The organism is Microcoleus sp. S13C4 (assembly GCF_036700865.1).
Taxonomy (GTDB): Bacteria; Cyanobacteriota; Cyanobacteriia; order Cyanobacteriales; family Microcoleaceae; genus Microcoleus.
On the sequence record NZ_JAUBPS010000091.1, the window covers coordinates 1 to 12842 of the forward strand.

Annotated in this window: 13 protein-coding genes; 9 read left to right on the top strand and 4 right to left on the bottom strand. The window is 43.5% G+C overall.

Features of this window, described 5'->3' with window-relative positions; all coding sequences use genetic code 11:
• Positions 1–187: 187 nt before the first annotated feature.
• The 3 genes from QT996_RS25390 to QT996_RS25400 form a co-directional block, all read right to left on the bottom strand.
• Entirely contained in the window at positions 188–361 is a 174-nt protein-coding gene (locus tag QT996_RS25390; RefSeq protein WP_333049980.1) for a hypothetical protein, read from the bottom strand.
• A 59-nt stretch (positions 362–420) separates the two neighbouring features.
• Complete coding sequence (locus QT996_RS25395) at positions 421–975, bottom strand: hypothetical protein (RefSeq protein WP_333049981.1); 555 nt, start codon at positions 973–975, stop codon at positions 421–423.
• A 115-nt stretch (positions 976–1090) separates the two neighbouring features.
• Positions 1091–1768, bottom strand: a complete 678-nt coding sequence (locus QT996_RS25400) for an ATP-dependent Zn protease (protein ID WP_333049982.1) — start codon at positions 1766–1768, stop codon at positions 1091–1093.
• Positions 1769–2009: 241 nt separating this feature from the next.
• On the opposite strand from QT996_RS25400, the gene rseP reads away from it, so the two are divergent.
• The 6 genes from rseP to rpsN all read left to right on the top strand — a co-directional run bounded on the left by rseP (position 2010) and on the right by rpsN (position 5982).
• On the top strand, positions 2010–3110 hold the full coding sequence (gene rseP, locus QT996_RS25405; RefSeq protein WP_333049983.1) for an RIP metalloprotease RseP: 1101 nt from the start codon (positions 2010–2012) through the stop codon (positions 3108–3110).
• A gap of 209 nt (positions 3111–3319) precedes the next feature.
• Positions 3320–4057: a Uma2 family endonuclease gene (locus tag QT996_RS25410; RefSeq protein ID WP_333050005.1), complete on the top strand. Its 738-nt coding sequence runs from the start codon at positions 3320–3322 to the stop codon at positions 4055–4057.
• A gap of 49 nt (positions 4058–4106) precedes the next feature.
• Complete coding sequence (nth, locus tag QT996_RS25415) at positions 4107–4784, top strand: endonuclease III (protein ID WP_333049985.1); 678 nt, start codon at positions 4107–4109, stop codon at positions 4782–4784.
• A gap of 131 nt (positions 4785–4915) precedes the next feature.
• Positions 4916–5167 (top strand): hypothetical protein, encoded by a 252-nt coding sequence (locus tag QT996_RS25420; protein ID WP_333049986.1) that lies wholly within the window; start codon positions 4916–4918, stop codon positions 5165–5167.
• Entirely contained in the window at positions 5167–5499 is a 333-nt protein-coding gene (locus QT996_RS25425; RefSeq protein WP_333049988.1) for a type II toxin-antitoxin system RelE/ParE family toxin, read from the top strand. Before QT996_RS25420 ends, QT996_RS25425 begins: the two co-directional genes overlap by 1 nt.
• Before the next feature lie 180 nt (positions 5500–5679).
• The gene (gene rpsN / locus QT996_RS25430; protein ID WP_333049990.1) at positions 5680–5982 is read left to right on the top strand and encodes a 30S ribosomal protein S14; all 303 of its coding nucleotides are present in this window, start codon (positions 5680–5682) and stop codon (positions 5980–5982) included.
• 118 nt (positions 5983–6100) lie between these two features.
• Here rpsN and QT996_RS25435 read toward each other — a convergent pair whose 3' ends face one another.
• Positions 6101–6430, bottom strand: a complete 330-nt coding sequence (locus QT996_RS25435; RefSeq protein WP_333049991.1) for a hypothetical protein — start codon at positions 6428–6430, stop codon at positions 6101–6103.
• 46 nt (positions 6431–6476) lie between these two features.
• Between QT996_RS25435 and aat the strand changes: the two genes are divergently transcribed.
• From aat to QT996_RS25450, 3 genes are all read left to right on the top strand, one after another.
• Positions 6477–7073, top strand: coding sequence for a leucyl/phenylalanyl-tRNA--protein transferase (gene aat / locus QT996_RS25440; RefSeq protein WP_006633846.1), 597 nt, complete (start codon positions 6477–6479; stop codon positions 7071–7073).
• Between the two features lie 281 nt (positions 7074–7354).
• Positions 7355–9538, top strand: coding sequence for an NACHT domain-containing protein (locus QT996_RS25445; protein ID WP_333049993.1), 2184 nt, complete (start codon positions 7355–7357; stop codon positions 9536–9538).
• Between the two features lie 294 nt (positions 9539–9832).
• A partial coding sequence (locus tag QT996_RS25450; RefSeq protein ID WP_333049994.1) for a HEAT repeat domain-containing protein occupies positions 9833–12842 on the top strand: 3010 nt, incomplete at its 3' end.

Sequence of the window (12842 nt, forward strand, 5' to 3'; positions counted from 1 at the left end):
TTTTAGCTGGCATTTTTGTAGAGATTGACTAAACTCATTTTTTATTATACCCTATTTAAAGGCACAACAGCTTATCAGCTATTTCTACTAATAAGAAAATGTTGGCGCGTGCGGGATGAAAATCTTGGTACAGCCGAGGGTCGATTTGCACGCTCAGCAATATCCGGTTCGGGTTCTGAATTATAACTTAGAGCAATCGGATCTTGAATGCGAATTCAAGCAAGTCCTGCCAGCAGATTTCTGAGACTGAAATAATTGGCCCGTCAATTAATTCGACTCCTTCATCGGGATTGAAAATGCCAGTTTGGGTCCGGCGGCGATATTCCTCTACAGTCCACAAGCGTAAATCTGTTACAGTCATGGCACAATTTCCTGGAGCGATATTATCTATTATCGATTCCCATTCTAGTTTTTCTTAAATTACTCGGTCAACAATCGGGATTTAGCTGTAATTGCTCCCACGCACCACAAAATGGCATTGACAATTTCCGATCGCTGAATATCTTCTGCGTCTAAAAAACTTGCAAACTCTTCCTCAATATTCAAATGGTCGGCAAAATCATAAAGTATGCGCTTGTATTCAGTTGGCATCGGTATTAAAGTAGCTTTCACTAAATCGAAAAGCGCGTTCAAACAGTTGAGGATAGTAGCTGACTCGTCAAAATCTTCGGCATCGAGCAAGTACAGCGTTTCTGCAATGTCGCAAATAGCGTCTATTTGTGTGGGTGGCTTTCCCAGTTCACTGACATCGATATTGCACAATCGGAGAGCGTTAATCGCTAGTTCTGGACGGGTAAAAAATACAAGTTGACCGCCGGCTACTAAGGGCGGCTCTTGTTCTCCATAGACAATGAGAGTATATAGATTTGGTATTTCGGTGCCGGGGTCGATCCGGAAACCGAACAGCCACAACAATTTTTCTGTATTTGGGTTGGCTGTTTGCAGTGTTGTTGGGAAAATTTTGGGTTCTGACATAAATTTTTAATCCCTATAATACGCTGTTAAACTCGGTTTCTACGCAAAATCTGGGTTTTAGGGAGAAATCTATAAATAAACTGGGTTGAGAAAGGGAAGAATGCGTAATTTTTGTTTATAAATTTTGCTGGATTATGTCGCAGCACTCCGCGACGGTTGCTCTTTTTTCCATTGCTGCTACTAGGGCTTCGTAAGCTGATTTGTGGCTTTCGATTATGTTTTTTGCTCGCAGCAAACCCCAGTTTTGTTTGAGTTGAATTTCGGAACTGGGACGGCGCAGTTGTGTTAAAATTGCACTAATTTTGGTGCGGTCTTCTGCTCCTCCTTCTGCACTGCCGTAAACAAATTTTTCTGCGACTATTCCGGCCATCCACACGGTGCAGTATTGGTCTAAAAGTTGGGCGGAAAGAGTGCCGCTTTGCAGTTGAGATGCTAATTGTTCGTCTTCAAATCGGACGCCGCCTTGGGCTGTTTGACCTTGTTTAAATGCTTCCCAAGCGTTGAGGGCGTAGCTGGTTACGGGAATTCCCAACAGGTGCGCGACTAGGAAGTGTCCGGCTTCGTGGTGAAGGATACGATCGCGCTTTTGTTTGGAAGTTCCCCCTAGCCAATCTAATAAAATAGTACCGCCTTGACCTTGCCACTGGAAACTGTCGAGCGTGGCTAACCCCAACAGGCAAAAAGTGGCGATCGCAGGTACGGCTTCTGGCAAGTTGAATAGGGGGCCCAACAATATTGAAACGGTGATGGCAAAGATAGAAATAGCGATAATATTCAAAGAAGTGTCTTTCATAACTGGGGATTGGTAACTGGAAATTGGTAATGGATAATTTGTAATGGGGAATTGGTTTTAGAGGTAAACTCAGGTACGATCGCGCGATCGGTTTGGCAGCGTCGGTTCGATCTCAGTGCCCGGGACTTCCGACAAAAACTCCATCTTCCAGTTTGACTGAAAATTGTCGCTCCGAAGCCACCGATATTAAAAAGATATTAAAATAAATCAAAGTCCAGTAAAAGTGTTAGTGGAATCCTTCATGTCAGTTTTGGCAGCGATCGCAGTTTTAGGTATCTTGATTGTCGTTCACGAACTCGGCCACTTCCTGGCGGCGAGACTTCAACACATCCACGTCAACCGCTTCTCTATCGGTTTCGGGCCCATCCTCTGGAAGTACCAAGGCCCGGAAACTGAATACGCCCTCCGCGCCTTTCCCCTGGGAGGTTTCGTGGGTTTCCCGGACGACGATCCCGACAGTACAATTCCCCCAAATGACCCGAATTTGCTCAAAAATCGCCCCGTGCTCGATCGGGCGATCGTCATTAGTGCAGGGGTAATTGCCAACTTAATTTTTGCTTACTTCTTGCTGGTGGTGCAATTGAGCACTGTCGGCGCGGCAGAAATGAACTACCTACCGGGAGTTAAAGTCCCGGAAGTCGCCGCAGAAGTCAGTTCGGCCGCGAAACAAGCGGGAATTCGATCGGGCGACGTTGTTCTGTCTGTTGACGGCAAGGAATTGGGCGCTTCCCGCGAAGCTATCAAATTATTGGTCACAGCAATCCAAGATCATCCCAACCAACCCCTAGCGTTGGAAATTCAGCGCCAAGAACAAAAATTTGTAGTGACAGTAACTCCTGAAGAGTCGCCCGACGGCAAAGGTCGCATTGGCGTGCAACTAACTTCTAACGGCACTGTGGTGCGGCAGAGGGCCGGATTTGTAGAGGCGTTTAGCAAGGCCGCCAAAGAATTTGAGCGGATTGTGGTGCTGACGGTTCAAGGTTTCGGGCAGTTACTTAGCAATTTCAGCCAGACTGCCGACAAGTTGTCCGGGCCTGTGGCGATTGTGGCCATTGGTGCAGGGATTGCCAAATCGGATGCTGCGAGTTTGTTTCAGTATGCTGTGCTAATTAGCATCAATTTGGCTGTGATTAATATCTTGCCTTTACCTGCTTTGGACGGCGGTCAGCTAGCTTTTTTGTTGATCGAAGGACTGCGGGGTAAACCTTTACCGAACCGTATTCAGGAAAATGTGATGCAGACTGGTTTGGTGTTGTTGCTGGGTTTAGGAATTTTCTTGATTATTCGGGATACAGCTAATTTGGCTGGGTTCGATTTGATGGGCAATCTTCGGCAACAATAGTCAGTAGTCAGTAGTCAGTAGTCAGTAGTCAGTAGTTGGTTGTTATTGATTATTGATTATTGATTATTGATTATTTGTTATTTGTTATTTGTTGGTTGCCACTAATAAGCTCTAAGATTAGTCAACAGTTAAAAATTAACAGTCATTAGTCATTACAGCAATTTTGACTCATGACTAATATTCGCTCATTAAATTTGGTAAGAAAAGCAATGATTACACAACTGCAATCTCCCGAAAAATCAACAATGGTCTACCCAGATGACAACGGAGAACCCATGTCAGATAATACCGAACAGTTTCGATTAATCGTCTGGATTAAAGAAAATTTAGAACTTTTATTTGCGAGTGTTGCTGATGTTTTTGTGGCGGGTAACTTACTGTGGTATCCAGTAGAAGGAAATAATAAACTTGCTCAAGCACCAGATGTGCTGGTAGCCTTTGGCAGACCGAAAAGATATCGAGGTTCCTACCAACAGTGGAACGAAGATAACATTCCGCCGCAAGTCGTGTTTGAAATTTTGTCGCCGGGCAACCGTCTAACTCCGATGATTCAAAAATTCAAATTTTACGAACGCTACGGCGTGGAAGAATATTACTTGTACAACCCTGAACAAGTGGATTTAACTATATGGCAGCGTCGAGACCAAGAATTAGAAGCTGTAGAATCGGCGGACGGTTGGGTAAGTCCCAGACTAGGAGTGCGGTTTCAACTATCAGAAACCGCACTACAAATATTCGGATCTAACGGAGCGCCCTTTGTAAGTTTTGTGGAACTCGCTCAACTGCGAGAGCAAGCAGAATTAAGAGCTGAACAAGAACAGCAAAGGGCCGAACAAGAACGCCAAAGAGCCGAACAAGCAGAAACTTTGCTGGAACAAGAAAGAGCGCGATCGGAAGCTTTAGAAGCTCGACTCCGCGAAATGGGAATCGACCCCAATATTTTGTAAATCACTAATGGCTAATGACTAATGACTAATGACTACTGACTAATGACTAATGGCTAAAAAGTTAAGTTTGAAACAACGATCGCTCGAAATTCTGATTCGCCTCAAACGCCTCTATCCAGAAGCTCCTTGCACTCTCAACTACGAAACTCCCGTGCAGTTGCTGGTGGCGACGATTCTCTCGGCTCAGTGTACGGACGATCGAGTAAATCTGGTAACGCCCGCTTTGTTTGAGCGTTTTCCCGATGCGGTGGCTTTGGCAAATGCTGATTTAGAAGAATTGGAAAGTCTGGTGCGATCGACTGGTTTCTACCGGAATAAGTCTAAAAATATTAAAGGTGCTTGTCAGGCGATCGTCAATAAATTTAACAATCAAGTGCCGCAGCGGATGGAACTGCTGCTAGAATTGCCCGGAGTTGCCCGCAAAACGGCTAATGTCGTTCTCGCCCACGCTTTTGGTATTAATATGGGGGTGACGGTAGACACTCACGTCAAACGTTTGACTCAGCGGTTGGGATTGACCGAACATACAGATCCTACAAGGATCGAGCGGGATTTGATGATCTTGTTGCCACAGCCTGATTGGGAAAATTGGTCGATTCGATTGGTTTATCACGGCAGGGCAGTTTGTAATGCCAGAAATCCGGTTTGCAATATTTGCGAACTTGCAGATTTGTGTCCTTCTGCTAATATTACGCACGGGTGCGTCAGTGCCGAGGCTAGCAACTAGCATTAAAATATAGAATCTGACGCAGCTTACAATTGCTGAAATGAAAAGTTTATAAATGAACTCGATCGGTAGATCGTTTTTTGAGTTTGCTATAATTATTGTCAAGAGCTTAATGCTAAGGAAGTAAGTATATGAGTATTGCGATTTCCCTCAGTCCAGAAATAGAGGCACTACTTCGTGAAAAAGCCGCTCGGGAAGGACAAGATATTAGCCTTGTTGCTGCCCAATTGCTAACTAGAATATTAGAATGGGAGGCCCGAGACTCTGAAGAAGCTATTGAGGGTATTCAGGAGGGGTTAAATGATTTTGAGTTAGGACGGTTCCGTTCTTTTGATGAATTTGCTAAATCACAGCGCACCAAGTACCGTTTTCCAACAAACTGATGAGATATCTCATTGAAATTTCTAGCGTTGCAGAAGCACAAGCGGATAGTGCATTCCTGCTATTATCTCAGAGGACATCACCAGAGAAAGCAAGGGAGTGGTATGAGGGATTGTTGAAGGCGATCGAGTCTTTATCAGCCATGCCAAAACGCTGTCCTCTCGCCCGGGAAAATCAATACTTCAGTAAAGAAATTAGGCAGTTACTTTATGGTAAAGGGGGCAACTCATACCGCATTCTTTTCACTATTGCCGAAAGTGAAGATGTGTCCGCAGTTCGCATCCTCCACATTCGACACGCTGCCCAACAAACTATTGGCGAGAACCAGGAATAGTTCCTAGGGTGCGTCAGGTCGAATTAGAGCAACTGTCGATCGCACAATATTACCTGATGCACCCTACAAATGAGATAAGTTGTTGTGTGTAAATAAAAATCTTTAAAACTAAACTTATCCAAAATGACTAAAATATAGTAAAATAGTAGATTGTGATTTATCTAAGGATATCAACAGATTATGGCTAAGAAGAGCATGGTCGAGCGCGAGAAAAAGCGCCAGAGACTCGTAGACAAGTACGCCGACAAGCGGGAAGACCTGAAAGAGCAGTTTGACCAAGCTAACAATCAGATGGACAAAATGGCGATTCACCGCCAACTACAACAGCTACCCCGCAGCAGTTCGCGGACTCGCTTGCGGAACCGCTGCTGGGCAACTGGACGGCCCAGAGGTTACTATCGTGACTTCGGACTGTCTCGCAACATGATGCGAGAAATGGCTCACGAAGGTCTTTTGCCCGGTGTGGTGAAGTCTAGCTGGTAGCACGAAGGAAGAAGGAAGAAGGAAGGAAGAAGAAAAAAACTCACAATTAATCGGCAGGATTAGGTTTGGGGTTGATTTTTGTTTCAGACTTATGAGTTAAATTTTCCTCCTTCTTGCTTCACTGACCACAGCATTTATCGATGCCGAGACTTTCGAGTAACAAGTCGCTGACGGCATTGGCGATCGCAAATTCGCCGTAGAAGCTTTTAGAAAAATCATAGGCCTGCATTTCGGTGACGATCGCAATTACGAGGCTGCCCAAGTCGTTTTCGCCTTCCATACGCTGGCGGACATAGATTTGGGCAGCTCTTTTAGCTATTTGCTGGTTGGCTGCTTCTGGGATAAACTCGGAGTCTAGCCAGGCCAGCAGCGTTTGTTGGAGCCATTGGCCTTCTTGTTCGGGGTTTTTGGCGGGCGGTAAGGTAATAGGTTCAATGATTTCAGACATGATTATTCCTAATTGCTAATGTTGACTTTGAAAAGTTAACTGAGAAATGACAACTGATAAATATATGCAATATGATATACCGACAATTATACAAGGATACGCGCAAGGCTATTTCTTGATGGCAAATGACGGCGAGGAAAGTTTGGGGTGGTATTCCAGTCGTCAGCGGGCGCTGATTCCCCTGGATGAAAGATTTACCTATCCGAAATCCCTGCGTCGCCAAATCAATCAAAATCGATTTTCGGTGGCTGTGAACCGCGATTTTGGGGCGGTAGTTGAGGGTTGTGCCGATCGCGAAACGACTTGGATTTCTAAGGAACTCAAGAAGATTTACTGGGGTTTGTATGAGGCCGGTTGGGCTTACAGCTTCGAGACTTGGTGCGGGGACGAATTGGCGGGCGGTATTTTAGGATTGTCGATCGGCGGTGCGTTTATTGGGGAGTCGATGTTTTACCGAATTCCCGAGGGTTCTAAGGTGGCGATGGTGAAGTTGGTGGAGAGATTGCGCGATCGATCTTATCTGATGTTCGACGCTCAAATGAACAATCCGCACTTGGAAAGATTCGGCGCTTATACTGTTAAGGAAAAACTGTACAACACTCTTTTGCAAGCAGCTTTGAAGCGCCGCTGTTCCCTATTTTAACTAAGATAGGATTTACGCATGGGAGCTCACAAACCGGGTTTTTTCCACAAATATTGCATCTGAGCCTTTAACTGATGAAAAACCCGGTTATGAAGGTTGGTGGGGAGTCCAGAAACCGGTTTTTTTCCCGAAAACGCTGCATCTGAGCCTTTACCTGGTGAACAACCCGGTTTCTTGATAGCTTGGTAGGGGGTCCAGGACTGTTTTGTTGGGAAAAGGCGATCGCCGCTCGAATATTATATACTGACAATGTAAGCAACCAGGCGCGGGAGACTCAGACAATGGAGTGGTTAGTATTGTGGGGAGCAACAAACTTAGTTGGGTTTATTTTCCAAGAAGTCCTGGTTAAACTGGGGCAGTCAGCATTAGAAGACTATGTAAAAGATTTTTTTAAAGCCTCTATTAAAGATTTGGTAGGTTTAGCGAAAGAAGAACCCTTGAAAGTTGCTTTCGGGAAAGGAATTACAGAATTTTTATATATTGTACAGGAAGAACTAGCAGATGCAGAAGATGATGATGCACAAATTGAGCCTCCTCCAATTCTGCAATACCAAGATTCATTAAGCCAGTTCCTGCAAGATAAATCGGTATTAGAAACTTTGGGTCAACCTTTCAGTAAAGCACTAGGAACAACTTCGGCTGCTGATGGAACTTTTTTTGATTGTGGATTACTCGCACGAAAATGGAATGACCTCTATTTACAGCGTTTACCTGATGAGTTCAACTGGCAAAAAGTTGGCAAGCGTTATTCTAGAAAAGTAGAAGCTATACTTCGGGAGTCGGAGGATTTACGGCAACTTTTAGCTTCAGAAAATTTGGCAGGAATTAAAACAAGCCTCGAACAAAGTCTTCCGATTCCACCGGATTTTAATTTGGTTAGTTATCAAGAGGGATTGAAAAAAGCTTATGGCAAACTAAAGTTAGACAGTTTAGATACTAGCGGTTGGAGTTACAGCCTGCAACTATGGAATATCTTTGTGCCTCAAAATGTTGAGGAAGACACGAGTAGCCCACAACCTATTACAATCTTAGATTTGATCAACGGCGATGAACAAGACTACAAATATACAGTCATTCTCGGTCGCCCAGGCTCTGGTAAGTCTACTCTAACACAGTATAAGGCATTAGAATGGGCGACGGCTAAGGCAATTAGCTTACCCTTAATAGAATTACCTTTACTCATTGAGCTACGAAATTATATTGACCATCTAGAAAAAGCACCAAACTTTTTAGAATACCTTCATCAAGGACGTGGAGTTAACGGCGGTACTCTCAATAGACACGAATTACATGAATGGTTAAAAAATCGCCCAACTCTTGTAATGTTTGATGGATTAGATGAGATTCTGGATGATAAAACACGGGAAGATGTAGTTATTGATATTATCAATTTTACCACGGACTATCCCAAAGTCAGAGTTTTAGTTACCTCTCGTGTGATCGGTTACGAGAAGCATAGGTCAATCTTTAAAAGTGCTAAGTTTAAGCAGTTTATGTTGCAAGACTTAGATCTAGATCAAATTACTGCCTTTGTCACTCAATGGTACAAATTGGCTTTTGAAGATTGCCCAAATGAAGGAAATCAAAAACGCGATCGCCTCCTAGCTTCAATTAATAATTCCTCAGCTTTTCAAGAATTAGCCGGAAATCCTTTGCTGTTAACCATGATGGCAATTTTGAACCGAAATGAGGAACTGCCAAGAGATAGGGCTACTCTATATGAACGCGCTTCAGAGGTACTATTACAGCGTTGGGATGGCAGCAAAAACTTGCAAGATAGTAGTCCTTTAGATCCTTTGGTAAATAATTACCTTGATTATATTAAAAAGCAGGAAATGTTGCGCTTAGTAGCTCACCAAATGCAAAAAACTACTGACACCTTGGATGCCGCCAATTTACTCATCAACAATAAAAATTTAGACGCAATACTAACTGAGTATTTGATATCTGAAAAAATTTCCGATCCTGCGTTAGTCGCTAAAGTTTTGCGAGAGGATTTAACAGCGCGAAGTTTTATTTTGTGTTTTTTAGGTGGTGATGCTTATGGATTTGTTCATCGGACTTTTTTGGAATTTTTCTGTGCTTGGCATTTTGTCGTTTCTTTCGAGAAAAAACAGAATATTACCATTGAAGAACTGAAACAAGATGTTTTTGCTAATCGTTGGCATAATTCATCTTGGCATGAGGTTCTGAGTTTGATTGTCGGGAAACTTGATGTCAGCAAAGCTAGAGAAATTATTGAGTATTTACTAGCTCAAGAGGGAGCATCGAATGATTTTAGTAATCTTTTTCTAGCTGCTAAGTGTTGTGAAGATATGAGGGATTTTCGCCAAATCCCAGAGACGCAGAATCAGCTAATTGAAAAATTACAATCTGTGGTGGATAGTCAGGCTGATGTGAGTGATGATATTCGCAATCAGGCGAGGGCAATTATCGCAAAATACCAGCCAGAGCCTTTACTTTAACATTCCTAGGTTTTGCCGATTAGTGACAACTTAACATTAAACAGAAAGTCTTTTTTGTTTGTATTAAAGTCTAGATCCCCCCTAACCCCCCTTAAAGGGGGGACAAGAAAACATTCCTAGGCTGAGCCGAGGAACGAGATAAAATGAGAAAAAGTGTTCTTTTCAGTCCTCTTAAGAGGACTTTAGCTTTGAGACAGGGAATTCATTCCCTGTCGGACTCTCGGACTTATGAAGGGAGATTTGGAGGAGCTAAAATTTGTGGTAAAATAAGACAGAACGAATGAGGCAGCCATTATGGATTTGCTAGCAATGTCAGGAATTTCCACAAATACAGTCGGGTTTCTCTACAAAACTCTGCTGGAAAAACTGATGCGCGAAAATCTCGATAATTTCGTTGTCAAACTTTTCTCCACAAATGACGCTCAAATTGCAGACTCAACTCAAGACACCCTCATCCAAGCCTGCATAGCATCGCTGACACAGTTTTTGCTACTGGTACAGCAAGAGTTGGAAGATGCAGATGAATCAGAAACGAAAGTGATTCAATATACTGACTCTTTAGATCAATTTATTCGCCATCCAGCCGTACTCGCCGAATTGGGAAAGCCCTTTCAAAATGCTGAACAATTCCCAGATAGTCATCAGTTAGCACAGACTTGGGAAACTCTACATCTACTACCGCTACCTGATGAATTTGATTGGAAACAATTAGCTAAACGCTATCGGCGCAAAGCACTTGCACTTGGGCAAGAATCCCTGGCTTTACAAAATTTACTCGCTGCGCCAAAAGGTGCTGTAGCACAGGAAGAAACTGCTGATATTAGTTGGCTGCGGTATCGCGACGCAATTAAAAATAATTACGGTTATCTCAGATTGGATACAGTTGAAACTTCCGGTTACAGCTATCAACTGCAATTGTGGAATATTTTTGTGGCTCAAGATGTGCGGGAAGTTGGCGAAGCTATGCCACAAATTCATGAGTTGCCCAAATCTTATCAACAGCGACTCATTGATAGCGATCAACTAGATCCTGAAGATATTTTACCCGAAAATTGGGAACGCTACAAAAAAGTTTATGCTGAATCAGCTCCTCGTTCTGTACTAGAATTAGTAGAGGATCAACAAAATTACCCATATTTAGTAATCTTGGGAGATCCGGGTTCTGGGAAGTCGAGTTTAGTTCAGTATCTCGCTCTTCAATGGGCTGAACAACCAGTCCCAAATTGGACTTCGCAGCCCATTCCACTACTGATTGAGTTGCGGAAGTATATGCAAGATTGCAACTCCAAGCAGTGTACGGATTTTCTGGATTTTTTCCATCAAGCTAGCAATTCAATCTGCAATATTGAGCGGGAATTATTGCAAGCACGGCTAGTTTCTGGCGACGCTTTGGTGATTTTTGATGGGTTAGATGAAGTGTTTGATCCGCAGCAACGAGAGCAAGCTGTTGGCGAGATTATTAACTTTACCACGAACTATCCCCGCGTGCGAGTGTTGGTCACTTCTCGCATCATTGGTTACAAGCCGCAGCAGCTTCGTGACGCAAACTTTCGGCACTTCATGCTACAAGATTTGACTGATTCGCAAATTAAAGATTTTCTGCAAAAATGGCATAATTTGACTTTTAATAATCTAAAAGACCGGGCTCAAAAGCAAGAAAGGCTACGTCGGGCGATTGATGAATCTCAGGCTATTCGAGAATTGGCGGGAAATCCTTTGTTGTTAACGATGATGGCGATTCTCAATCGCTATCAAGAATTGCCGAGAGATAGAGCAGAGTTGTACCATCAATGTTCGCGAGTTTTGCTGCAACAGTGGGATTTGGATAAAGCTCTCAATGATGAACGTTTTGATGTGGTGATTGACTTCAAAGACAAACAAGCTATGCTGCGGCTAGTTGCGGCGGAAATGCAAGCAAATGCTAGGGGTTTAGCTGGAAATTTAATTGCCGCGCCACGATTGCAAGAGATTGTTGATGATTATTTGCAAGTTATTAAAATCAAAGATTCTCCCAAGATAGCTAAGTTGATTGTCGAACAACTACGGACGCGCAATTTTATTTTGTGCTTTTTGGGTGCAGATTATTATGCTTTTGTGCACCGGACGTTTTTGGAATATTTTTGTGCGGCGGATTTTGTTTGGCAATTTGAAAGGGAACGCAAAATAGATCTGGAATATCTCAAAACAAAGGTGTTTGGTGAACACTGGCAAGAGGAGTCTTGGCACGAAGTGTTGCGGTTGATTGCCGGTTCGATTAATGAACTGTTCACAGGGGAAATTATCGAGTATTTAATGGCTCAGAATGGGGAAGCGGAAAAGTTTAGTAATCTGTTTTTGGCCGCTAAGTGTTTGGATGAAGTGAGGAATAGAAATACTATTGATGGGATTGCTAGTCAATTGCGCGATCGAGTTAAAGAGTTAACTAAATACGGAAATATCACTGCTTATACACCTCCAGAATATGACAGCCTAGTTTATCAAATTCGCAGACAAGCAGTAGCAGCAATTGCAGCCACTTGGAAAGATGACGCAGAAACCTTACCCATTCTCAAACAACTTGCTCAATCAGACGATGATTCGGATGTGCGACGTGCGGCAGTAGAAGAATTAGCACGGGGGTGGAAAGATGACCCAGAAACTTTACCTTGGCTCAAACAACAGGCTCAATCAGACGATGATTCGGGTGTGCGACTTGCCACAGTACAAGAATTAGCACGGGGGTGGAAAGATGACGCAGAAACCTTACTTATTCTCAAACAACTTGCTCAATCAGACGATGATAAGTATGTGCGACAAGCCGCAGTAGAAGAAATAGCACGGGGGTGGAAAGATGACCCAGAAACTTTACCTTGGCTCAAACAACGCGCTCAATCAGACGATGATAGGTATGTGCGACAAGCCGCAGTACAAAAATTAGTACGGGGGTGGAAAGATGACCCAGAAACCTTACCCATTCTCAAACAACTTGCTCAATCAGACGATGATTCGGATGTGCGACGTGCAGCAGTAGAAGAATTAGCACGGGGGTGGAAAGATGACCCAGAAACCTTACCCATTCTCAAACAACTTGCTCAATCAGACGATGATTCGGATGTGCGACGTGCAGCAGTAGAAGAATTAGCACGGGGGTGGAAAGATGACCCAGAAACCTTACCCATTCTCAAACAACTTGCTCAATCAGACGATGATTCGGATGTGCGACGTGCAGCAGTAGAAGAATTAGCACGGGGGTGGAAAGATGACCCAGAAACCTTACCCATTCTCAAACAACTTGCTCAATCAGACGATGATTCGGGTGTGCGAC

Bases quoted from the DNA above. Each gene is read 5' to 3' on its own strand.
- QT996_RS25435 (WP_333049991.1), bottom strand. From the start codon at position 6,430: ATGTCTGAAATCATTGAACCTATTACCTTACCGCCCGCCAAAAACCCC.
- rpsN (WP_333049990.1), top strand. From the start codon at position 5,680: ATGGCTAAGAAGAGCATGGTCGAGCGCGAGAAAAAGCGCCAGAGACTC.
- rseP (WP_333049983.1), top strand. From the start codon at position 2,010: ATGTCAGTTTTGGCAGCGATCGCAGTTTTAGGTATCTTGATTGTCGTT.
- QT996_RS25410 (WP_333050005.1), top strand. From the start codon at position 3,320: ATGATTACACAACTGCAATCTCCCGAAAAATCAACAATGGTCTACCCA.
- aat (WP_006633846.1), top strand. From the start codon at position 6,477: ATGACAACTGATAAATATATGCAATATGATATACCGACAATTATACAA.
- QT996_RS25445 (WP_333049993.1), top strand. From the start codon at position 7,355: ATGGAGTGGTTAGTATTGTGGGGAGCAACAAACTTAGTTGGGTTTATT.
- QT996_RS25390 (WP_333049980.1), bottom strand. From the start codon at position 361: ATGACTGTAACAGATTTACGCTTGTGGACTGTAGAGGAATATCGCCGC.
- QT996_RS25420 (WP_333049986.1), top strand. From the start codon at position 4,916: ATGAGTATTGCGATTTCCCTCAGTCCAGAAATAGAGGCACTACTTCGT.
- QT996_RS25425 (WP_333049988.1), top strand. From the start codon at position 5,167: ATGAGATATCTCATTGAAATTTCTAGCGTTGCAGAAGCACAAGCGGAT.
- QT996_RS25400 (WP_333049982.1), bottom strand. From the start codon at position 1,768: ATGAAAGACACTTCTTTGAATATTATCGCTATTTCTATCTTTGCCATC.
- QT996_RS25395 (WP_333049981.1), bottom strand. From the start codon at position 975: ATGTCAGAACCCAAAATTTTCCCAACAACACTGCAAACAGCCAACCCA.
- nth (WP_333049985.1), top strand. From the start codon at position 4,107: ATGGCTAAAAAGTTAAGTTTGAAACAACGATCGCTCGAAATTCTGATT.